The 22,692-nt window shown below is 29.5% G+C and carries 21 protein-coding genes and 1 pseudogene; 2 read left to right on the forward strand and 20 right to left on the reverse strand.

The genetic code is table 11. From position 1 onward, the window contains the following. Positions 1–12: 12 nt before the first annotated feature. The 16 genes from atpG to I2A75_RS01940 all read right to left on the reverse strand — a co-directional run bounded on the left by atpG (position 13) and on the right by I2A75_RS01940 (position 14,602). Complete coding sequence (gene atpG, locus I2A75_RS01865) at positions 13–864, reverse strand: ATP synthase F1 subunit gamma (RefSeq protein WP_195262759.1); 852 nt, start codon at positions 862–864, stop codon at positions 13–15. A gap of 36 nt (positions 865–900) precedes the next feature. Beyond that, positions 901–2,415 carry a F0F1 ATP synthase subunit alpha gene (gene atpA / locus I2A75_RS01870; protein ID WP_195262760.1) on the reverse strand — a complete coding sequence of 505 codons (1,515 nt, stop codon included), beginning with the start codon at positions 2,413–2,415 and terminating at the stop codon, positions 901–903. 10 nt (positions 2,416–2,425) lie between these two features. Next, positions 2,426–2,965, reverse strand: coding sequence for a F0F1 ATP synthase subunit delta (locus tag I2A75_RS01875; protein ID WP_195262761.1), 540 nt, complete (start codon positions 2,963–2,965; stop codon positions 2,426–2,428). Further along, positions 2,965–3,447, reverse strand: a complete 483-nt coding sequence (locus I2A75_RS01880) for a F0F1 ATP synthase subunit B (RefSeq protein ID WP_195262796.1) — start codon at positions 3,445–3,447, stop codon at positions 2,965–2,967. Before I2A75_RS01880 ends, I2A75_RS01875 begins: the two co-directional genes overlap by 1 nt. A gap of 39 nt (positions 3,448–3,486) precedes the next feature. Beyond that, positions 3,487–3,717, reverse strand: a complete 231-nt coding sequence (atpE, locus tag I2A75_RS01885; protein ID WP_008676605.1) for an ATP synthase F0 subunit C — start codon at positions 3,715–3,717, stop codon at positions 3,487–3,489. A gap of 75 nt (positions 3,718–3,792) precedes the next feature. Next, positions 3,793–4,491, reverse strand: coding sequence for a F0F1 ATP synthase subunit A (locus I2A75_RS01890; RefSeq protein WP_195262762.1), 699 nt, complete (start codon positions 4,489–4,491; stop codon positions 3,793–3,795). Then, entirely contained in the window at positions 4,492–4,854 is a 363-nt protein-coding gene (locus tag I2A75_RS01895; RefSeq protein ID WP_195262763.1) for an ATP synthase subunit I, read from the reverse strand. Between the two features lie 649 nt (positions 4,855–5,503). Beyond that, the gene (locus I2A75_RS01900; protein WP_195262764.1) at positions 5,504–6,685 is read right to left on the reverse strand and encodes an acetyl-CoA C-acetyltransferase; all 1,182 of its coding nucleotides are present in this window, start codon (positions 6,683–6,685) and stop codon (positions 5,504–5,506) included. 115 nt (positions 6,686–6,800) lie between these two features. Further along, on the reverse strand, positions 6,801–7,952 hold the full coding sequence (gene wecB, locus I2A75_RS01905) for a UDP-N-acetylglucosamine 2-epimerase (non-hydrolyzing) (protein WP_195262765.1): 1,152 nt from the start codon (positions 7,950–7,952) through the stop codon (positions 6,801–6,803). Positions 7,953–8,185: 233 nt separating this feature from the next. After that, the gene (gene upp, locus I2A75_RS01910; RefSeq protein WP_195262766.1) at positions 8,186–8,815 is read right to left on the reverse strand and encodes a uracil phosphoribosyltransferase; all 630 of its coding nucleotides are present in this window, start codon (positions 8,813–8,815) and stop codon (positions 8,186–8,188) included. A 29-nt stretch (positions 8,816–8,844) separates the two neighbouring features. Continuing rightward, on the reverse strand, positions 8,845–9,297 hold the full coding sequence (gene rpiB, locus I2A75_RS01915) for a ribose 5-phosphate isomerase B (RefSeq protein ID WP_195262767.1): 453 nt from the start codon (positions 9,295–9,297) through the stop codon (positions 8,845–8,847). Positions 9,298–9,374: 77 nt separating this feature from the next. Beyond that, positions 9,375–10,424 carry an L-threonylcarbamoyladenylate synthase gene (locus I2A75_RS01920; protein WP_195262768.1) on the reverse strand — a complete coding sequence of 350 codons (1,050 nt, stop codon included), beginning with the start codon at positions 10,422–10,424 and terminating at the stop codon, positions 9,375–9,377. A gap of 20 nt (positions 10,425–10,444) precedes the next feature. Beyond that, complete coding sequence (locus I2A75_RS01925; protein ID WP_195262769.1) at positions 10,445–11,032, reverse strand: hypothetical protein; 588 nt, start codon at positions 11,030–11,032, stop codon at positions 10,445–10,447. Between the two features lie 51 nt (positions 11,033–11,083). Further along, positions 11,084–12,169, reverse strand: a complete 1,086-nt coding sequence (gene prfA / locus I2A75_RS01930; RefSeq protein WP_195262770.1) for a peptide chain release factor 1 — start codon at positions 12,167–12,169, stop codon at positions 11,084–11,086. Positions 12,170–12,232: 63 nt separating this feature from the next. Continuing rightward, the gene (gene prmC, locus I2A75_RS01935; RefSeq protein WP_195262771.1) at positions 12,233–13,996 is read right to left on the reverse strand and encodes a peptide chain release factor N(5)-glutamine methyltransferase; all 1,764 of its coding nucleotides are present in this window, start codon (positions 13,994–13,996) and stop codon (positions 12,233–12,235) included. 18 nt (positions 13,997–14,014) lie between these two features. Continuing rightward, entirely contained in the window at positions 14,015–14,602 is a 588-nt protein-coding gene (locus I2A75_RS01940) for a thymidine kinase (RefSeq protein WP_195262772.1), read from the reverse strand. Between the two features lie 150 nt (positions 14,603–14,752). Here I2A75_RS01940 and rpmE point away from each other — a divergent pair, with 150 nt between their 5' ends. Beyond that, positions 14,753–14,959, forward strand: a complete 207-nt coding sequence (rpmE, locus tag I2A75_RS01945) for a 50S ribosomal protein L31 (RefSeq protein WP_008676589.1) — start codon at positions 14,753–14,755, stop codon at positions 14,957–14,959. A gap of 245 nt (positions 14,960–15,204) precedes the next feature. Beyond that, positions 15,205–16,305 (forward strand): glycosyltransferase, encoded by a 1,101-nt coding sequence (locus I2A75_RS01950; RefSeq protein ID WP_195262773.1) that lies wholly within the window; start codon positions 15,205–15,207, stop codon positions 16,303–16,305. 44 nt (positions 16,306–16,349) lie between these two features. Here the strand turns inward: I2A75_RS01950 and rho are convergent, their stop codons facing one another. From rho to I2A75_RS17900, 4 genes and pseudogenes are all read right to left on the reverse strand, one after another. Beyond that, entirely contained in the window at positions 16,350–17,798 is a 1,449-nt protein-coding gene (gene rho, locus I2A75_RS01955) for a transcription termination factor Rho (protein ID WP_195262774.1), read from the reverse strand. A gap of 283 nt (positions 17,799–18,081) precedes the next feature. Beyond that, on the reverse strand, positions 18,082–21,648 hold the full coding sequence (locus I2A75_RS01960) for a 5'-nucleotidase C-terminal domain-containing protein (protein ID WP_195262775.1): 3,567 nt from the start codon (positions 21,646–21,648) through the stop codon (positions 18,082–18,084). Between the two features lie 186 nt (positions 21,649–21,834). Then, positions 21,835–22,482, reverse strand: a complete 648-nt coding sequence (fsa, locus tag I2A75_RS01965; protein ID WP_195262776.1) for a fructose-6-phosphate aldolase — start codon at positions 22,480–22,482, stop codon at positions 21,835–21,837. Between the two features lie 96 nt (positions 22,483–22,578). Beyond that, positions 22,579–22,692, reverse strand: a pseudogene (locus I2A75_RS17900) (ABC transporter permease); the annotation flags it as partial.

Here is a 22,692-nt window from a genome sequence, read left to right on the forward strand (position 1 = left end):
AATACCTCCTTGCTATTTTTGAGCTTCTGCGCCTCCTACAATCTCTGATATCTCTTGTGTTATCATTCCTTGTCTGATTCTATTATACTTAAGATTTAAGGATTGTAATATATCATTAGCATTTTGTGTTGCTCCATCCATGGCCGTCATTCTAGCATTTTGCTCGCTAACTTTTGAATGCAACATAGCTCTTCTTAATTTACTCTTAAAATATACATCTAAACTTGAATTTAAAACCTCTTCTAAACTAGGTTCAATTAAGAATTGTTCTGACTTTTTATTTTCTATATCTATTGGAAATAGTCTTTCTATTTTTACTTCTTGCTTTATAGGTGATTTAAATTCTGTGAAAACTATATTAACTTCACCTATTTCTCCAGTTTTAAACATATATAAAGCATCATCGTATATAGCTCTTACTTCTCTTATTGTAGGTATATCTGGAATTTCTACATATTCTCTAACTGTATCAAATCCATATTTCTTCATGTAAGAAATTCCCTTACTTCCTGCAACAACTATTCTAGCTGATCCTTTATCCTTGATCATCTCATTCATGCTACTAGCTATATTTCCATTGAAGCCTCCACAAAGACCCGTATCAGAAGCTATAACAATATATAGTTTATCTAAATCTTTAGAAGCTTTCTTAAAGAAAGAACTTTCATAGTCTTCTGGTAATGCTGACATTAAATTAATTAATATCTCTTCACATAATTTATAGTATTCTTCATTATCATTAAGCTCTTTCCTTGCTTTTCTAAGTTTAGAAGTGGCTACAAGATTCATAGCTTTTGTTATCTTTCTTGTACTTTCAACCGACTTTATTCTTCTTTTTATTTCTATAAGTCCTGCTGATCCCAAATTTCCACCTCCTAAAGAAGTGCATAGCTATTTAAGCTATGCATCTTGTAAGAATAATTTCTTAAACTCTACAATAGAGTTTTCTAATTCTGCCTTTATATCATCTGTCAATGATTTCTCATCTACTATTTTCTTTAATAATTCTCTATTATGAGTATCCATATATTCTAAAAGTTCTCTCTCAAATCTTCTAACATCACTCACTTTAACATCTGATAGAAAATCTTTTACTATTGCATATAAAATTACAATTTGCTTTTCTACTGCCATAGGAGAATATTGATCTTGTTTTAATACTTCAACTAATCTCTTACCTTTTTCAAGTCTCTTTTTAGAATCTTTATCTAAATCTGAACCAAATTGAGCAAAAGATTCAAGCTCTCTATATTGAGCTAATTCAAGTCTTAAAGTTCCCGATACTTGTTTCATTGCTTTAATTTGGGCATTTCCACCAACTCTTGATACTGATATACCAGCGTTAACTGCTGGTCTTTGTCCTGAATGGAATAAATCAGATTCTAAGAATATTTGACCATCTGTTATTGATATAACGTTAGTTGGTATATATGCAGTTACGTCTCCAGCCAATGTTTCTATTATTGGAAGAGCTGTCAATGATCCTCCTCCGTTTTCCTTAGAAAGTTTTGCAGCTCTTTCTAAAAGTCTTGAATGGATATAGAAAACATCTCCTGGATAAGCTTCTCTACCTGGTGGTCTCCTAAGTAATAATGACATAGTTCTATAAGCTACTGCGTGCTTAGAAAGATCATCATATATTATAAGTACATCTTTTCCTTGATGCATAAAATATTCACCCATACTGCATCCTGCATAAGGTGCTAAATATTGTAATGGAGCTGATTCAGAAGCTGTACCACTTACAACTATTGAATAATCTAATGCACCAAATTCTTCTAAAGTATTAACTATATTTGCAACTGTTGATTGTTTTTGTCCAATAGCAACATATATACAAATTACATCTTTTCCTTTTTGGTTTAAGATTGTATCTAAAGCTATAGCTGTCTTACCAGTTTGTCTATCTCCAATTATAAGTTCTCTTTGACCTTTACCAATTGGAATCATAGAGTCTATTGCTTTTATTCCTGTTTGTAAAGGTTCATTAACAGAGCTTCTATCTATAATACTAGGAGCCGAAACTTCTATTGCTCTGTAACCAGAATTATTTATTGGTCCTTTTCCATCTATAGGTTCTCCTAGTGAGTTAACTACTCTTCCTAATAATGCTTCACCTACTGGTACTTCAACAATTTTATTAGTTCTTTTAACTATATCGCCTTCTCTAATTCCTTCTTCTGATCCTAAAAGAACACAACCTACGTTATCTTGCTCTAGATTTAGAGCCATACCATAAACATTGTTAGGGAATTCTAATAATTCACCTTCCATACAATCGTCTAATCCATAAACTCTTGCGATACCATCACCAATTTGAATTATAGTACCTGAGTCTACTGTCTTAATTTCTTTTTCGTATCTTTCTATTTCTTTCTTAATTATGGAAGTTATTTCTTCAGGCTTAATATTCATACCTTCACCTCTATTCTGTTCTAAGCATTAAATCTCTTAGTTCATCTAATTTAGATTTAACTGTTCCATCTATAACATCATTATTAACTCTTACATATATTCCACCAAGAATACTTTCATCAATAATTTGTTCTAATATAATGTGTTTGTTATATTTTTCTTCTAATGTTTTTATTAAATTATTGAATTCTTCTTCATTTAAAGGAACTGTAGTTTTTACTATACCATTTAGAGTATTTTTTTTCTCTAAATCTATTTTTTCCATTTCCTTAAGCTTTTCTTTTAAATAAAGTATTCTATCTTTTTCTATAAGAATTAATAAAAATGATAATAATTCCTCGTCTATATGTCCCTTAAAAATATTAATAAAAGTTCTTTTTTTCTTTTTAGTACTAATTTGAGGGTGCTTAATTACTTCGTAGAATTCCTTATTCGTTTCTATAAGGTTACAAATTTCTCGTAAATCTTGTAGATACTGTTGAACTTTCCCTTTTTGTTCTGCTACTTCATATAGAGCTAATGCATATCTACGGTCTAAATATTCATACATTATGAATTACCTACCTTAGTTATAAATTCTCCGATTAACTCTCTATTTTTTTCTTCATCTATATTCTTTTCTATAACCTTTTTAGAAAGTTCGATAGCTAAATCTATAGCTTCCTTCTTTAATTGATATTCTACTTTTTCTTTTTCTCTATTTATTTCAACTTTAGCTCTTTCTAAGATAACTTTAGCTTCTTGATTAGCTTCTTCAACTATCTCATCATATATCTTTTCAGCCTTTTGCTTATGTCTTTCTGTAATTAACTTCCCTTCTTCTCTAGCATTTTTTAATATTCTTTCATTTTCTATAGCTAGCATTCTAGCCTTTTCAGCTTCTTCTTCAGCATTATCTAATTGTTCATTGATAAGATTTTCCCTTTCATCAATAATAGCCTTAACTTTATCGAAAAAGAAATACTTTAGAACTGCAAAAAGAATAATAAAGTTAATTATAGTAGCTATAAGGGTACTAGGGTTTATTTCCATTAACATATATTATTTCCTCCCTTCTGGAGCCCTAAAACACTATTTTACTCCAACGAATATTAAAAGGATTGAAACTAATAAACCATAAATAGCAGTTGCTTCTGCGAAAGCTGATCCAAGCATTAATGCAGTAGTGATCTTACCACTTGCTTCTGGTTGTCTTGATATTCCTTCTACAGCTTTAGCTGTTGCATTTCCTATTCCAATAGCAGCTCCTATACCTACTAATACAGCTATAGCTGCTCCTAATGCTCTCATTGATATTTCCATAATAAAATCCTCCTTTATAATAAAACAAAATAATAATTATATAATTGATAAATTAATATAATACTTAATTAAAATTTAATGTTCTGCATGCCCTGAATGTTCTGCTATCATTTTAATATTAATCATGGTTAACATTACAAAAATTACTGTTTGAATACCACCATCAAAAATATCAAAATACGCATGTAAAGGTACAGGTATTCCTATTTGCGCTATAAAACCTATATGATGCAGTGCTTCATAACATAATTCTACTAAGAATGTAGCTGCAAGTATATTACCAAATAATCTTAGTGCTAATGATACAGGAAGCATTATTCTTTCTAGTATATTTATTGGTGTAATTATAGCAAGGGGGAATGTATATCCTCCAAAATAACTTTTTAAACCATACTTTCGAATTGTATAAAACTGTACCATATAAAAAGTTATTAAAGCTAAAGCTACTGTTACACTAAAGTTTTTAGTAGGTACAGGTAGCCCTATTAATCCGGTAAAATTCATGAATAATAAGAATACTCCTAAACTTCCTATAAAAGGAATAATGTCTAAAAATTCTTCTCCCATATTTGCTGTAACTACATTTTTTAGCATAGTGTATATATATTCCACTACAGCTTGTTTTTTATTAGGTCTAAGCTTCATATTCCTTGTAGCCCATATAGCAATAAGAGCTATTAAAACAATAGTTATCCACTGCATTACCACTTCAGGAACTATTTCAATTTTTATAGGTCCAATAGCATAAGACCACATCGGTTCTAGTGGTTCCACCTAATCACTTCCTTTCCCTATTCTTATCGAATAGAATACAATAAAAATAAAATGTGATAAATATCCTATAAGATATGCCATTAGTTGTATTAAGTTATTTAAAAATGGCAATGCTATAATAATGATAGTAGCTATTCTTATAATATAACTAAATGCTAATAATGTTTTTTTATTGTTACTTAAAGAATATTCTAAAATTAATCCACTAGCTATTGTATTTAATAATGATATCATTAACCCTAGAAGAAATATAAGTGCCACTTTTAAATCAATCAGAAGAGATACTATAAGTACAAAAATGAATCCTGCTATTAAATCATATTTTACCAACTTAAATATTAACCTATTCATTTCTCTACTCATTTTATCCTCACCCCTAACTAACTCTTGTTATTATAGTACTCTGAAAACATTAATGAAAATCTTATTTTAATTCATTTAACTCATTTAATCTTTATATTTGATTGTTAAATGAATCTATATTCATTTTACTTAAGTAACTTCACTTTTTTTTCCATTCTCTGCACATACGTATATATTAAAGGAATATTATTCATTTTTCAGAATTTTTATAATATCTTTGAAATAGATTTTTGTCAATGATATCATTTTCATACGAATTTTCCACTTAATATTTTTTCATATTTTTCCTTTTAAATGATTTATTCAAGATTTCATAACTTTTTTTAATATCAAACTATTTATTATTATTTTTAAAAATGAATAAACATTTATTTAATTATTCATTTTTTTGTTTTTTATATTATTTTTTTCTAAATTTTTTTATAAATTTTCATAAATTGCATTTTTTTATTCAAAGTAACTAATTTATAAGTTTCTAATAATATTATTTCTGGCTACATTGATTATTATATGAGTTCTTTATTAGTAAATCTACATTTTATTTAATATTTCCCTTCGTAATAATATTATTATCTATTAATATTATTATAATTCATTTAAATATAAAAACTCTTGATGGTATATCAAGAGTTTTTATATTTTTATTCAATTATTTTCTTTCAACTATAAGTGCTGTTCCCATTCCTCCACCTATACATAAAGTTGCTAAACCTTTTTTAGCATCTCTCTTTTGCATTTCGTGAAGTAATGTAACTAATATTCTAGCACCAGATGCTCCAACTGGATGACCTAATGCTATAGCTCCTCCATTCACATTAACTTTGCTCATATCAAAGTTTAAATCTTTTGCTACAGCTAAACTTTGAGCTGCAAATGCTTCATTAGCTTCTATTAAATCTAAATCCTCTATTTTAAGATTTGCTACTTCCAAAGCTTTTTTAGTCGCATGGAATGGACCATATCCCATTATTGATGGCTCTAATCCTCTTTGTCCATAAGAAACTATTTTGGCTAATGGAGTTATTCCTAATTCTTCAGCTTTCTCTGCACTCATTACTACAAATGCTGCTGCCCCATCATTTATTCCTGAAGCATTGGCAGCTGTTACAGTACCATCTTTTACAAATGCAGGTTTTAATTTAGCCATTCCTTCAAGTGTAGCACCAAACCTTGGGTATTCATCAGTATCAAATATTTTTGGCTCACCTTTTCTTTGAGGTATAACTACTGGAACTATCTCATCCTTAAATCTACCTTCTTTAATAGCAGCTTCAGCTTTTAACTGAGAATTTAAAGCAAATTTATCTTGTTCCTCTCTTGATAAATTCCATTCCTTGGCTATATTTTCAGCTGTTACCCCCATATGATAATTATTAAAAGCATCCCATAGAGCATCATTAATCATGGAATCTACCATTTTCCCATCACCCATTCTTTGACCCCATCTTGATGTTTTTAATAAATAAGGCGCCTGAGACATATTCTCCATTCCACCAGCAACAACTATATCTACATCTCCAGATTTTATCATTTGAGCAGCTAAGGCAACTGTCCTTAATCCTGAACCACACACCTTATTTATTGTCATAGCTGGAACTTCTACTGGTAAACCTGCTTTTACTGCAGCCTGTCTTGCTACATTTTGTCCAAGTCCAGCTTGAATTACATTTCCCATTACTACTTCTTCCACTAATTCGCCTTTTATACCTGCTTTAGCTACTGCTTCTTTTATTACTAATGAACCTAGATCTACTGCTGACACATCTTTTAAAGCTCCTCCAAATGAACCAATAGCAGTTCTTACTGCACTTGCAATTACAACTTCTCTCATATTCCAAATCCCCCTCTATACAATCATCAGAATTGTCGAATTTGTTAAACAATTAACACAATTTAATTATACCACTTTATTCCTTTTAATCAACCACAAAATTTTATCTTTTTATTTATCTTAAAAACTCTTCTATTTCCACTGTTCTTATATTAAAGTATTTTTCTATTATATCTGCAATTCTTTTGGATGCTAGACCATCACCATATGGATTTGCTGCTTTACTCATCTTTGTATATGCATCTTTGTTATTTATTAAATTATTAGCTTCTAGAACTATCTTATCTATATCGGTTCCGACTAATTTTACTGTACCATATTCAACAGCTTCTGGTCTTTCTGTTACATCTCTAAGAACTAACACTGGTTTTCCTAGGTGTGGAGCTTCCTCTTGTAGTCCACCAGAATCCGTCATTACCATAAAACATTTATTCATTAAATTATGCGTTTCTTTAGTATCTAATGGAGGTAATAAATGTACTCTTTTTTTATTTCCTAATTTACTATAAACAACATCTTTTACTACTGGATTTAAATGAACTAGATATATAAGTTCAACATCTTCATTTTCATCTACTATTTTATTCAGAGCTTCGCAGATATTATCTATTCCTTCTCCCCAATTTTCTCTTCTATGTGCAGTTATCATTATTACTTTTTTATTTTCAAAATCTATTTTATTTAATATATCATTTTCAAATATATAGTCTTCTTTTACAGTATGAAGCATTGCATCTATAACTGTATTTCCTGTTATATAAATATCAGATTCATTCACCCCTTCTCTTAAAAGGTTTGATTTTGAACTTTTAGTAGGAGCAAAATGTAAATCAGCTAAAGCTCCTGTAAGCTTTCTATTCATTTCTTCTGGAAATGGAAAATACTTATCAAATGTTCTAAGCCCAGCTTCTACATGCCCAACTTTTATTTGTTGATAAAAAGCTGCAAGAGCTCCTGAAAATGTAGTAGTAGTATCACCATGAACTAAAATCATATCTGGCTTTTCTTGTAAAAATATTTCTTCTAACCCTTCTAAAACTCTATTAGTTATTCCTGTTAGAGTTTGCTTATTCTTCATTATATTTAAGTCAAAATCTGGTTCTATATCAAAATAATCTAAAACTTGATCTAACATTTCTCTATGTTGAGCTGTTACACAAACCTTTGAATCAATTCCTTCTCTTTTCTCTAACTCTTTCACTAAAGGAGCCATTTTTATCGCCTCAGGCCTAGTACCAAATATAGTTATTATTTTTTTCTTATCCATTTTAGGTTCCTCCTAATTAAAATTAAAAATTAATTCTTTCACTACTATATAATTACTATTTCTAAATATTTAGGGCTTTATTCTAATTAATTCTACATTCTTTATAAGTGGAATGTTTATCTAATTATACACTTTTAAATATAAATAAACAAATAATACTATGCTTTATAAGATAATCCATAATTCAGCAAATAGAGGGTAGCTTATATATAAGCTACCCTCTATTTATTAAATTATTTTGTTCCAAATAATCTATCTCCTGCATCACCAAGCCCAGGAACTATGTATCCATGTTCATTTAACTTTTCATCTATTCCAGCAACATATATGTCTACATCAGGATGAGCTTTTTGAACAAGTTCAATACCTTCTGGAGAGCTTATTAAGCACATAAGTCTTAAATTTTTAGCGCCTCTTTTCTTTAACATCGTTATAGCATCTGCTGCTGATCCTCCTGTAGCTAACATTGGATCTACTACTATTACGTCTCTCTCTGCTATATCTTGAGGTAGCTTACAGAAGTATTCTACTGGTTGAAGAGTTTCTTCATCTCTATATAATCCTACATGACCAACTTTAGCCGCTGGTATAAGCTTAAGCATACCATCTACCATACCAAGTCCAGCTCTTAATATAGGTACTATAGCCATTTTCTTACCTGATAACATCTTACATTTTGTTTTACAAATTGGAGTTTCTATTTCTACCTCCTCAGTGCTTAAATCTCTAGTTACTTCATAGGCCATAAGCATTGAAACTTCTTCTACTAATTCCCTGAAATCCTTTGAACCAGTGTCCTTACTTCTTATGAAAGCTAATTTGTGTAATATTAATGGGTGATCTATTTGTGTTACTTTACTCATTTATATTCCTCCTACAGCATTTTAATTTTTTATTGTTCATAATATTTTTTCTCTATCTCTGTTATTTTATCAATTCTATTTTGATGCCTTCCACCTTGGAACTCAGTATTTAAGAATGTTTTTACTATATCTAATGCTAAACCTGGTCCAACTACCCTTTGACCAAGAGTTAATATATTAGCATCATTGTGTTCTCTTGTTGCATGAGCACTAAAAGTATCAGAACATAATGCTGCCCTAACTCCAGGTACCTTGTTTGCTGCGATACCTATACCTATACCTGTTCCACATATTAAAATTCCAAAATCGAACTCTTTTGCTACTACCGCTTCTGCCACCGGTAATGCATAATCAGGATAATCACATGATTCAGTAGAGTTAGTACCAAAATCTTTCACTTCATATCCTTCTGTAATTAGATAATTTTTTATTTCTTCTTTTAAATCAACTCCACCATGATCTGAGCCTATTGCTATCTTCATAAGAATGTACCTCCTAACTATTGTAATTGTAAATTTTATATAATAAAAAAGGAAAGGTGTCCCCCTTCCCTCCCTAATTATACTTCTAATATATCAAAACCTGCTGCTTTATTTAATCTATTCATTATAGCAAGGCCTACTCCCTTTTCATCAAAAGCCTGACATAATATAATATCAACATTTAAATCATCACATTCTCTAAGTGATTCAAATAAATTTCTTGCTACATCATATAGATTTTTTTCACTTCCTAAAGAAATCACTTTACCTTTATTGAAACAACTACACAATTCATCTGTAGATAGTATTGCAACCTCTTTTTGATTTTCTATATAATTTTGTACTATTTCATTAATTTTTTCAATAGTTTTTTGCTTATTTCCCTTGATTATTTTTAATTTAGCCTTTGGAGCATAATGTCTGTACTTCATACCAGGCGCTTTAGGCTTCAAATTTTCATCTGGCTTTCCTTGTATTGCTTTGTCTATTTCTATCTCTTTACAAACCTCTTGTAGCATTTCTAACGTTATTCCGCCTGGTCTTAAAACCATAGGTGGATTAACTGTGCAATCTACTATTGTAGATTCAACCCCAACATTACTTTTTTCTCCACCAATTATATAATCTATTCTTCCATTTAAATCCTCAATACAACGCTCAACTTCTGTTGGACTAGGCCTTCCTGATATATTGGCTGATGGTGCCGCAATCGGACATCCAGATAATTCTATAAGCTTTAATGCTATATTATTGTTTGGCATCCTTACACCTATTGTATCTAGATTGGCACTAGTTCTATTTGGAATTATTTCTTTCTTATTTAAAATTATAGTCAATGGACCTGGCCAAAATCTATCAATAAGTCTTTGTGCTATTTCAGGAACTTCTTTGACTAAACCACTTATATCTTTCGAAGAAACATGTACTATTAATGGATTATCTTGGGGTCTACCTTTCGCATTAAATATTTTTTCTACAGCCTCATCATTTAACGCATTAGCGCCCAATCCATATACTGTCTCTGTTGGAAATGCAACAACCCCTCCATTATATATAATGTCAGCTGCTTCTTTTAAATATTTAATATCTTTATCAATATTTTTTATAATAGCTACCTTTGTTTCCAAAAGTTCTACCTTCCTTCTCTTTATATTTCTATTTGTTCTCTTGCTATTTTTATATTTTCTATAGCTGAAGATGTATAGGATGCTCTAACACAACTTTTATATATCTCATCTAATAAGTTATATTTTTTCAATGCACCCTTTCTTATAACTTGAAAATAGTAATTTTCCTCTGGATTTATTCTTTTTACTTTTATGTATTCTTCTGCTGCTTCTGGATATCTCTTAATAAAAGCTTTTGTTACAGGTTTTAAATATTTATTTCTAAATCTAACAGTAGCTATTAATATAATATCCATGTCTTCCTTTGTTTTATCTGTATGTACAACTGCTACCTTATCACATAAAATAACTGATTCTTTTGAAAATAATCCACTGTTAAATTTAAGTTTATTATTATTGCAGTAAAATATTAATCTATGATAATTCAATTTATTTATACATGATATTACTATCAATCCTTCTATAGTCACTAAGTAAATCCATAAAAATATTTGTTTAATTTGTGCTAAGAAAGCTACTAAAGGAAGTATTGTAAATAGCATGAACATTAATATAAAGAATTGTCTTTGATGATTCTTTTCTTTTTTTAATGCTTTGTTTATTTTCATTCTTCCCACCTACTTTAAAAGCCCCACATTATAAAATGTAAGGCTTTTTTATTAAATAGCGTCTGTATTACCCATTTGTTTCATTTTTTCAGCTTGATCAGCAGTAATTAACGCATTAATCACTTCTTCTATATCACCATTTAAATATGATTCTAACTTATAAAGTGTTAATCCAATTCTATGATCTGTAACTCTTCCTTGAGGATAGTTATAAGTTCTTATTCTCTCACTTCTATCCCCTGAACCTACTTGGCTCTTTCTATCTTCTGCTATACCAGCATTTCTTTCTGCTTCTGCAGCTTCATATAATCTAGATCTTAAAACCTTCATAGCTTTTTCTTTATTCTTTAATTGTGATTTTTCATCTTGACATGCAACAACAACTCCTGTTGGTAAGTGTGTAATTCTTACTGCTGAATCTGTTGTATTAACGCACTGTCCTCCATTACCAGAAGATCTATAAACATCTATTCTTAAATCTTTTTCGTTTATTTCTATTTCAACATCATCAACTTCTGGTAAAACTGCTACCGTTGCTGTAGATGTATGAATTCTACCACTTGATTCTGTATCAGGAACTCTTTGTACTCTATGTACACCACTTTCATATTTTAGTTTAGAATATGCTCCTGATCCCTTAATCATAAATACTACTTCTTTAAATCCGCCAATATCAGTTTCATTAGCACTCATTAATTCAACTGACCATCTTTGTGTTTCTGCATATCTTGTATACATTCTAAATAAATTCGCTGCAAATAGAGCGGCTTCATCTCCACCTGCACCACCTCTTATTTCCACAAAAACGTTCTTATCGTCATTTGGATCTTTAGGTAATAAAAGAATTTGGATATGCTTTTCTAACTCTTCTTCTCTTGCCGTTAAGTCTGAGATTTCTTCTGAAAGCATTTCTCTCATTTCTTTATCACTTTCTTCTGCTAACATTTCTTTGTTAGCTGCTAAATCATCTATAACTGTTCTATATTCTCTATATGCAGTAACTATAACTTCTAAATCAGCATGTTCCTTACATAGCTTTCTCCATTCATTTTGGTTAGCCATTATTGAAGGATCTGATATCTTAACAGATAATTCATCGTATTTATTTTCTATAAAAGCCAATTTATCTAATAACATAAATATCACTCCGTACTATATTTTTTAATATCTCCATATTATATCACAAGAGATAGAAATTTATCAATATTTAAAGTATCCCAGCACAACTCTGTCTAACCCTGCCAAGTCTTTTACCAATTTTATATTATAAAATCCAGCTTCCCTCATTAAATTACTAACTTCTTTCCCTTGATCATAACCAATTTCAAAAGCTAGTATTCCTTCATTATTTAATGTAGTTTTACTTTCCTCTATTATTCTTTTATAAAATACTAATCCATCATCTCCGCCATCTAGTGCTGTATGAGGCTCATATTTTTTTACATCATCCATTAAATTGCTTATTTCATCTGCTTTTATATATGGTGGGTTTGAAGCTATTATATCATACTTCTTCCCCTTACTTATTGGCTCCTTTAGTAAATCACTTTTTATAAATTTGACTCTATCCTCTAATCCATGCTTAATAATATTTTTTTTAGTTATTTTTTCTGGGGCTTCATAAAAATCAATTTCTTCTACATTTATTTTTTTTCTATAATTTGCAAGAGATATTCCAATTGCACCACTTCCAGAACATAAATCACAAACATTTAGTTCATCTTCTTCATTTATTACTGATAGTAATTCCTCAACTAATATCTCTGTATCTCCTCTTGGAATTAAGACGCCTTCTTCTACATTAAAATCTAATCCCATAAATTCTGTTTCGCCTAAAATATATTTTATAGGCATTTTATTTTTTCTTTTTTCAACTAATTCAAAATATTCCTTCTCATCTTTTATAGAAACATTCTTATCTCTATTTGTTATTATATACAACTTATCTTTTGCTAAAACAGTACCTAATAATAATTGAACATCTAAAATATAGGTATCTATATTCACTTCTTTTAACTCTTTAGAAGCTATATCTAGCAATTCACCTATTGTTTTTTCTTTAGGTTTAAGACCTTCTGCTTTCATAAGAGCTGCAATAGCTACTTCTATTTGATTGTCATCTGGCTCCTTTGTTGTAAGCTCTTGAAGCTTTAATCCTGGGTATGCTATTACCTTCGATAATTTATTATTGCTTTTTCCAAGCCATTTAATTAACTCATATGTTATTCCTGATACAACTGGAATTAATAGTATTCTAAGCAATAGCCTTTGGAAAAATCCACCCCAACCGGTAAAGCTGAAAATTATAATACTGACAAACATAATTAAAAATAGGAAGTTAGTCCCACATCTTGGATGAAACCTACTAAATTTTTTTACGTTTTCTACTGTTAATTCCTCTTCCGCTTCATAACAAAATATTGATTTATGCTCTGCTCCATGATACTGAAAAACTCTGTAAATATCATCCATCTTACTTATGGAGTACATATAGATAAGTAAAATCGCAATTCTAATTATCGCTTCTATTAAATTTAAAGCTATAGCTGGAATATTGAAATAACTAAACAATGATGCAATTGCTGTAGGTAAAGCTACAAATAAACCTATAGCAATAGTAAATGATAAAAGCATAGTTGCTCCCATTATTAAATCATTGCTTTTCTCTCCGAATTTATTTTTTAGCCAAAGCTCAAATTTTGATTCACTTTCCTCTTCATCTTCAAAAAACTCTGCTGAATAATTCAAAGTGTTAATTCCTGTAATAAGGGAATCAACAAGTACAAATATTCCTCTAATAAATGGAATATTTAAAAACTTATATTTTTTTGTTATAGGAACTATTTTTTTTAAATCTATTTTTATTTCCTTATTGGGAGTTCTAACAGCTGTAGCTTGCCCCTTGCTTCCTCTCATCATGACTCCTTCAATAACCGCTTGGCCTCCAACTTCACATTTCCTCAATTTTACCACTCTTTCTATTTATAAATTATTCTTATATTTGAAATAGCAGTGTCCACATAGAGATTCATACTCAACATTATCAACATTATCTATAGCTATTTGTTCGCCTTCAAAAACAAATCTATCGTTGATTTTTCTTCCATTCAACACAGCTTTTCTTCCACACTTACATATTGTTTTCATTTCCTCTATACTATGAGCAAGTAACAATAATCTTATACTTCCTTCAAATCCTTGCATTTTAAAGTCAGTTCTTAAACCATAGCATATTACAGGTATATCTAAAACAACTGCTATCTCAAATAATTGGTCTATTTGCTTTGATTTTAAAAATTGAACTTCATCCACTAATATGCAATCTATTTTTTTATTTTTTTCTTTATATTCTTCAACCTTTTCTAATATATTATCTTCATCATAAATAACTAAATCTACTTTTCTTTCAACACCTAATCTTGAAACTAATCTTTCTCCACCCTTTTTATCCGTAAAAGGTTTAATTAATGCAACATTCATTCCTCTTTCTTCATAGTTATAAGCAACCTGCATTAGATGTGTTGATTTTCCTGAATTCATAGCCCCATATCTAAAATATAATTTACTCATAATACGTCTCCTTTTCATTAGATATACTAAGATTATAGCATCTTATATAATAACTAATCAAAGATATTTTTATTATGTAATTCCTTGACTCAATAAAGCACCTATGATATACTCAAATGGTTATTTAAGTAGTCGAAAGAGGTGAAAAATATGAGAGAAGGCATACATCCAAAATACAACCACGAAGCTGTAGTTAAGTGTGCATGTGGAAATACTTTTACAACTGGTTCAGTTAAAGATGAACTAAAAGTAGAAATATGCTCTAAATGCCACCCATTCTTCACTGGTAAACAAAAAATTATTGATGTTGGCGGAAGAGTTGACAAATTCAATAAGAGATTTAATCTTAACAAATAGAAATTCTGGGAAAGACATAGTCTTTCCCATTTTTTCTTTTATTTCTTAATTTTATCTTAGAATTTTACTTTTTTATGTTTTACATCAATTTTTATAATATAATATAATTGTAATTATATTTAAATAAATATTTTTAATTTTTTATTTAAATCTGAATTAACTATTTATCTTTACAGAATTAATATATAATTCAACTCGTAACTTAATTATATTATGTTATTTAGAAAAGTGAGTGTTATTTAATCATGAAAAAAATTTTAATATTAACAACTTCTACAGGGGAAGGTCATAATCAAGCTGCAAACTCAATATCTAGTTCATTCGAAAACTCTGGATATGAAGTTATACGCCATGATTTTTTAAAAAATAATAGTAAAATATTAACCAAGCTATTTATTAGTGGTTATGAAATATCAGCATCTTTTTTCCCAAAAACTTATGGATTAGCATATAAACTTACTGATACAGGTTTTACAAATAAACTTTTATCTCTTGTTTTTTGCTTTACTAAAAGAAAAATATCTAAACTAATTAATTCAATTAGTCCTGATATAATATTAGTTACACATCCATTTGCAGTAAATATAATGGGATCGCTTAAAAGAAAAGGCTTAAACAAACCTGTAATAGTTATAGTAACTGATTTTAAGGCTCATTCAACATATATAGATAAAAATATAGATGCTTATATTACTGCAAGCGAAAATACAAAAGAGGATTTAGCCAAAAGAGGAATAGATTCTAGAAGAATATTTACTTTTGGAATTCCTGTTAAAGATGAATTTTTAGAAAATAAATCTGATATAAAGGCAACTAAAAACGATGACTATTTCAATATTTTGCTGATGAGTGGTAGCATGGGGTTGAAAAATATTTCTTATGTTTTGAAAGAATTATTAAATAACTCAAATAAACTTAGAATCACAGTTGTATGCGGAAAAAATGAGAAATTAAGGGAAGACCTACTCAAAGAATATAAATATTCAATTAAAGATAAAAAACTTCATATACTTGGTTTCTCAAGAGATGTTGATTCTTTAATGGAATATTCAGATTTAATAATAAGTAAACCTGGTGGTCTTACAGTTACTGAAGCAATAACTAAAAATTTACCGTTATTAATTCCATTTGCCATACCAGGGCAGGAAACTCAAAATGTAGAGTTTTTAACCTCCAATGGATATGCTTTATATGTAGATAATCTTTTAGAGTTAAATTTTGCAATAGATAATTTAATTTCTAATCCAAAGGAATTAGAAAAAATGCGTTACAAATTATCTAAGTTATCCTCTTGTTATTCAAAGGAAAAAATAGTAAATTTAGCTGATAAATTAATATTTAAATAAAAAATGTGTATAAGGTATTACCCTATACACATTTTTTCTTCAGATTATTTTTTCTCTATTTCACTTTTACTAAATATATTTATGAATTCCTTGTTATTTTTAGTTTTTGTAAGCATATTTATTAATTTTTCAGTCACATTTTCTATGTTTCCATCTCTATACATAACTCTTCTAATTGAATATGCAACTTCCTTCTCTTCATCTGATAAAATTAAATCTTCTTTTCTAGTTCCAGATTTGTATATATCAATTGCTGGGAATATTCTTCTTTCTTGAAGCTTTCTATCTAGATGAACTTCCATATTCCCAGTTCCCTTAAATTCTTCAAATATCATATCGTCCATTCTAGAACCAGTATCAATTAAGGCTGTTGCAAGTATAGTTAAACTTCCACCCTCTTCGATATTTCTAGCTGCCCCAAAGAATTTTTTAGGCATTATTAAAGCACCTGGATCTAATCCGCCAGATAATGTTCTCCCTGTTGGAGTAATCGTTAAATTATATGCTCTAGAAAGTCTAGTTAAACTATCTAGTAATATAACTACATCTTTTCCTTGTTCAACCATTCTTTTGGCTCTTTCTAATACCATTTGAGATACCTTTGCATGGTTTTGAGGTTCTTCATCAAAAGTTGAATATATAACATCACCATTTATTGATCTCTTCATATCCGTTACTTCTTCTGGCCTCTCATCTATAAGTAGAACTATAAGTTTAACTTCCGGATAATTTTTAGATATATTTTGGGCAACCTTTTTTAATAAAGTTGTTTTACCTGCCTTAGGAGGCGCAACTATTATCCCTCTTTGCCCCTTACCTATAGGACAAATTATATCCATTAATCTTGAAGATAAATCTCCTTCATTATTAGTTTCTAAATGTAATCTATCTTGAGGATATATAGGCGTTAATGTTTCAAAAGATTTTCTTCCAACTGCTCTTTCAGGATTTTCTCCATTTACTCTTTCAACATAAAGTAATGCTTTAAACTTTTCTCCTTCTTTAGCTTCTCTTACCTTTCCTTCAACTTCATCACCGGTCCTAAGATTAAATCTCCTTATTTGAGATGGTGATACATATACGTCATTTTCACCAGTTTGATAATTGTTACATCTCAAAAAGCCAAAGCTATTATTTTCTAATATTTCTAATACGCCTTTAGCAGTATTAGACTCATTTATCATAACTTTTAGTCGTTCTCTTTTTTCCTCCCTATTTTCCTCTTTAATTTCTTCTTTTTTTTCTTCTTTTTTTTCTTCTCTGATTTCCTTATTAAAATTATTATTCACTACATTTACTTCTTCAGCTTTTACTTTAGGTGTTATCTTTTCTTGTAATATAACTCCATTTTTTTCTATACTTTTTGGTGAATTTTCAATTATTGCATCAATAAGCTCATTCTTCTTTAATTTACTTATATTTTTTATATTAAGTTGCTTAGCTATTTCTTTTAATTCAGCTAATGTTTTTCTTTCATATATTTCTTTAGTCAAAACTGCACCTCCACGGATAATTTTATTTATAATTCAATTATGAATAAAAAATCAATATTTAAATTTAATAAATTCTAAATTGGGATATTTTCAGATATAAATATTAAAGATATGAATCTCTTGGATTTTATATATGTATTTATATTATGAATTAATATATTTAATTTATCAAGGATAATTTTATTAATTATAATATTACTATTATTTCCTTATTTATAATTTTAATACTTATTTAATTAAAAAGGAGCTATCTATATCATTAAGATAGCTCCTTAAAATATTACTAACTAGCTTTTTCTTCACTCTTCTTTCTAAACATTACATATCCAACGCCTGATATTAATATAGCAAATACTAGCAGGTTTATAGGATTTTGTCCCCCAGTAGTTGGTAAATTACTTTGATTATTTGAACCTTCTTCTCCACTATTATTAGGGCCTTCTTCTCCACTATTGTTTCCACCTGTGTTTCCACCTGAATTTTCTCCTGGATTTGTAGGTGTTTTTGTGTCATCTACTCCAGCAATTAATAAGTTGTCTATATTTGTATCTACGCCATTAGCCTTCCATTCTTTAACTATCTCGTCTCTCATAACTAAATTTGTATCTTTCATATTTTTAGCATTACTAAAATTATATCCATCTCCACCAGTTGCCATAAAGTCATTAACTACAACTGTATAATATTTATTCATATCTAATGAAGTTCCATCTGCTAATCTGATTGAAGTAATTCTTTCTCCTGCTTTAGCATCTTTATCATACCAAACTTTAATTCCTGAGAATTGTCCCCAACCAAAGTTATCTGGCATAATTCCATGTTCTATTGCAGCTTTTACATCTGCCCCCTTCAATTCCATTGTTACTAAAGTATTATCAAAAGGTAGTATTGTATATAAATCTCCAATTGTTAATACTCCTGCTGACAATGGTGCTCTTACTCCTCCACCATTAGTTATAGCAATATCTACTCCTGCAATTTTTCTCATTGCCTCAGAAACAACTGTTCCAAGAGGTGTAAGTCCTTCATTTCTATCATGTGATAGATCTTTATCTAAATCCGCTACTTTTTCACTTAATATTGGTTTTAATTCAGCCTCATATTTACTAACTATTTTTGTTGATGTTTCATCTGGTATTATATTAGCACTTCTTTCATAAAGCTTATCTAAATTAGCTCCAAGTGAAACTAATTTTCCTGTATTGTCAAAATCAAATGTTAATACTGATAAAGCTCTACCATTGTTTCCAGCTTCAACTATTTTAACCCCATTAACTTCTACATTAGTAAATAGATGATCATGAGACGCTATAATTGCATCAACATTTTTAATTTTCTTTGCTAAATCTACAGCTTCTCCAACAGGCTTTCCATCTTTATCTGTTGTTGCTCCTAAGTGAGATAATACAACAACTGCATTAACTTTATCTTCATTCCTTAATTTATCAGCATATTTTTGAACTGATATTGAAGGATCTTCAAATGTTAAATCAGCAACATTTGCTGGAGTTGTCTTATAAGCTGTTTCAGGTGTTGTAACTCCTATTAAACCAACTTTAATTCCATCTACTTCAATAATTTTATATGGATCTGCCCATTCAACAGGTTTTCCTGTTTTTTTATCTATAATATTAGCAGCTAAGAAATCAAAATTACCTGCTTTTTCCCATGTAGGAATTAATTCTTTTCCCCAGTCAAATTCATGATTTCCAACTGCAGATGCAGGTATATTTATATCCTTTAAAAACTCATTTACTGGTGCACCTTTAGTAAGGTTTGATATTGCTGTACCTTGATATAAATCCCCAGCTGCTAGTGGTATAGCTTCATAATTAGAGAATCCATTTACTATAGTCTTTTCTTTTATTGCTGATGCTAATTTAGCTATTCCAACATTTTTGCCGCTTTCTTGAACGTTTCCATGTAAATCATTAAAGCTTACTAACTCAACTCTCTTTATATTCTTATTTACTAAAGCACCCAAGTTCTTAGCAACTAAAAGATTATTTAAATCATTTATAGTTAAACTTCTTACATTTGGAGTTCTTCCATCATCTGATACTGGTATGCTAAGTGCTCCATCATTTACTAGTTTAACAACTTCTTCTCTCAATTTTTCATCATAATTAACTCCTGTTAATTTCCAGTTTTCATCTATATTTCTGCTTATTTTCCCACCCTTAACGTTTACAATATAGTCAGTTATTAAATCTCTCATATCTGATATTTGATCATTATTAGTGTCATAAACTTTTTCATGTGTTCCAGGCTCGAATACAGGATTAGTAGATGCATTAAGTACTGAATCATATCTGTAGTTATTTACTGATAAATAAACTACATCAGTATCTTCAACAACTTTTCCATCTTTTTCGAACTTCACATTTTCAATTCTACTTCCAGCAGGTTTAGAAATATTTATTTCATAGCTAATTCCATCAAACATATCATATTGATATAATCTTATATTAGGATTTAATGATACTGTTAAATCTCCAACATTAAATGTATTATATATTGATGCTGTCCATTCCATAAATCTCTTAAGTTGCTTTCCATTTGTTTTTATTGTGTAAAGCTTATTGTCATATTTATATATATTTGATACATCAGATTTTTTGATATCTCCTGATAACATATTTGATCCAGCATCAAATAATGCTGCAGCTGATACTTGGTATCCAGTGTTAGCATCTATTCCCTTTGACTCTAAATGCTTTTTGCTATTATATAATTGAACTTCATTTACGAAATCTGTTATCCCTTGATCTCTAACTAATGATTCTGGAATATCAGCTATTTCATTTTTATCAGCTAAGCTTGGGCCTTCTAATTTACCAATAACTATGCTTGCATCTGCCTTTGCTCTTTCATCATATGGTTTTAAAGCTGATACTAGACTTTCATTTTCTGCTACTCCTGTTGTTTTTAACAATGTTCCTTTCTTCTCTTTAACTATATATCCATCATTTGATTTTTCTAGTTTTAATTCTACTTTACCTAGACTTCCTGCGTTATTAGCTGGTTGAATTAAAATAGCATTTCCAGCAGTTTTTTCTGCAAATGCTTCGTGGCTATGTCCCATAACTATTACATCTACATCAGGATTAGCTTCAGCAATTTCCCTTGCTGAATCGCCTTTACCATATTCATTATTAAAACCCATATGTGATGTAACTACATATACATCTGCTCCATCTGCAGCTTTTATTTCTTGAATAACCTTTGCCACTTCTTCAGTTGGATTCTTAGGTGTATATCCCTCTAAATTTGGTCCATCCCACTTGTCAATATGGGGAGTAACAACACCAATTGTTGCAACTTTTACTCCATTAGGTAACTCTTTTATTGTATATGCATCAAAAACTCTTTCATCACCCTTATATAGATTAGCACATAAAACCTTTACATCACCTTTTATTTGATTAGTTATTTGGAATAGCTTGTCCATCCCAAAATTAAATTCATGATTACCTAAACTAAATGAATCATATCCTATTTCTTTTACTGCTAGCATCATAGGATTTTTTTCGTCATTTAGAAATAAGTGATTATAATTACCTTGAATATTGTCTCCATTATCAACAAGAACAGTATTTTCATTTTTATCTCTTTCTTGCTTAACTAATGTAGCTATTTGAGTTAATCCTCCATCTGATCTTGTTGCTCTTGCATATTCGTATGGAACAAACCTTCCATGCAAATCGGTAGTTGCAAGAATTTGGACCGTTTCTGTTGATACTTCCTCTGCCACTGCTTTTACTAGATTCATAGGCAAATTACCTACTATGAAAGTAAACGCCGCAACTGAAGCTAAGAATTTTTTTAGGTTTCCCTTTTTAATTCTCATTTTACCCCTCCTAATTGTTTATTTATGTTATTTTTAATAATAACCATAAAAATAGACATCCAAAGAAATTAGATATAAATTTTAATATATCTTGTTAGCACTTTAGATGTCATTAATAAAAGTAGTTTAAAGTTAATTTTTTAATAAAAGTTGGTGACCGTGCACTTTAACATAAAATACACTATATTATTTTTTAGTACTATTATTCCAATCATTTAAGAATTTTTCTATTCCTATATCTGTTAACGGATTTTTAGTCATTTGAACTAATACGCTATATGGTATAGTTGCTATATGAGCTCCAGCTAATGCAGCATCTATCGCATGTATAGAATTTCTAATACTTGCTGATATAATTTCAGTTTTTATATCATGTATTCTAAAAACTGCTGCAATTTCTTCTATAAGCTCAATTCCCTTACTACCTATATCATCAACTCTTCCTATGAAAGGGCTTACATAAGTAGCTCCAGCTCTAGCAGCTAATAATGCTTGCGCTGTTGAAAAAACTAATGTTACATTTGTTTTTATTCCTTTAGATGATAATATTTTTACTGCCTTCAATCCATCTATAGTCATTGGAATTTTTATAACTATATTAGGATGTATCTTTGCTAATTCAATGCCCTCATTAATCATTTCATTATATTTCAGGCTAATTACTTCTGCACTTATTGGTCCATCAACTATGGTAGTAATTTCCTTTATTACTTCTTTGAAATCTCTTCCCTCTTTAGCTATTAGAGATGGATTTGTAGTAACTCCACAAATAACCCCCATATCATTTGCTGATATAATTTCCTCTACATTTGCAGTATCTATAAATATTTTCATAACTCAAGCCCTCCTATACGATTATCTAAGTATTTTATTAGAAATTCATTCAAAGAATGAATTTCTAACTTAATTTTTAATTTTAATTTTTAAGCACTATCTCTTACCAGCATCAAATGGTTCACCTGATGCTTTTGGTGCTTGTGATGATTTAGAGAATAAAACTAACGCTATTAAAGTTACCACATATGGGAATATCTTTAATAATAC

Origin of the sequence: Clostridium sp. 1001275B_160808_H3 (genome assembly GCF_015550425.1) — a bacterium.
Classification (GTDB): Bacteria; Bacillota; Clostridia; order Clostridiales; family Clostridiaceae; genus Clostridium.

What these genes read in the sequence shown, in the direction of transcription:
- atpA (WP_195262760.1), bottom strand. Translation starts at nt 2,415, where the DNA reads ATGAATATTAAGCCTGAAGAAATAACTTCCATAATTAAGAAAGAAATA.
- I2A75_RS01875 (WP_195262761.1), bottom strand. Translation starts at nt 2,965, where the DNA reads ATGTATGAATATTTAGACCGTAGATATGCATTAGCTCTATATGAAGTA.
- I2A75_RS01880 (WP_195262796.1), bottom strand. Translation starts at nt 3,447, where the DNA reads ATGGAAATAAACCCTAGTACCCTTATAGCTACTATAATTAACTTTATT.
- atpE (WP_008676605.1), bottom strand. Translation starts at nt 3,717, where the DNA reads ATGGAAATATCAATGAGAGCATTAGGAGCAGCTATAGCTGTATTAGTA.
- I2A75_RS01895 (WP_195262763.1), bottom strand. Translation starts at nt 4,854, where the DNA reads ATGAGTAGAGAAATGAATAGGTTAATATTTAAGTTGGTAAAATATGAT.
- I2A75_RS01900 (WP_195262764.1), bottom strand. Translation starts at nt 6,685, where the DNA reads ATGAGAGAAGTTGTAATTGCAAGTGCAGTAAGAACTGCTATTGGTTCA.
- wecB (WP_195262765.1), bottom strand. Translation starts at nt 7,952, where the DNA reads ATGGATAAGAAAAAAATAATAACTATATTTGGTACTAGGCCTGAGGCG.
- upp (WP_195262766.1), bottom strand. Translation starts at nt 8,815, where the DNA reads ATGAGTAAAGTAACACAAATAGATCACCCATTAATATTACACAAATTA.
- rpiB (WP_195262767.1), bottom strand. Translation starts at nt 9,297, where the DNA reads ATGAAGATAGCAATAGGCTCAGATCATGGTGGAGTTGATTTAAAAGAA.
- I2A75_RS01925 (WP_195262769.1), bottom strand. Translation starts at nt 11,032, where the DNA reads ATGAAAATAAACAAAGCATTAAAAAAAGAAAAGAATCATCAAAGACAA.
- prfA (WP_195262770.1), bottom strand. Translation starts at nt 12,169, where the DNA reads ATGTTATTAGATAAATTGGCTTTTATAGAAAATAAATACGATGAATTA.
- I2A75_RS01940 (WP_195262772.1), bottom strand. Translation starts at nt 14,602, where the DNA reads ATGAGTAAATTATATTTTAGATATGGGGCTATGAATTCAGGAAAATCA.
- rpmE (WP_008676589.1), top strand. Translation starts at nt 14,753, where the DNA reads ATGAGAGAAGGCATACATCCAAAATACAACCACGAAGCTGTAGTTAAG.
- I2A75_RS01950 (WP_195262773.1), top strand. Translation starts at nt 15,205, where the DNA reads ATGAAAAAAATTTTAATATTAACAACTTCTACAGGGGAAGGTCATAAT.
- I2A75_RS01960 (WP_195262775.1), bottom strand. Translation starts at nt 21,648, where the DNA reads ATGAGAATTAAAAAGGGAAACCTAAAAAAATTCTTAGCTTCAGTTGCG.
- fsa (WP_195262776.1), bottom strand. Translation starts at nt 22,482, where the DNA reads ATGAAAATATTTATAGATACTGCAAATGTAGAGGAAATTATATCAGCA.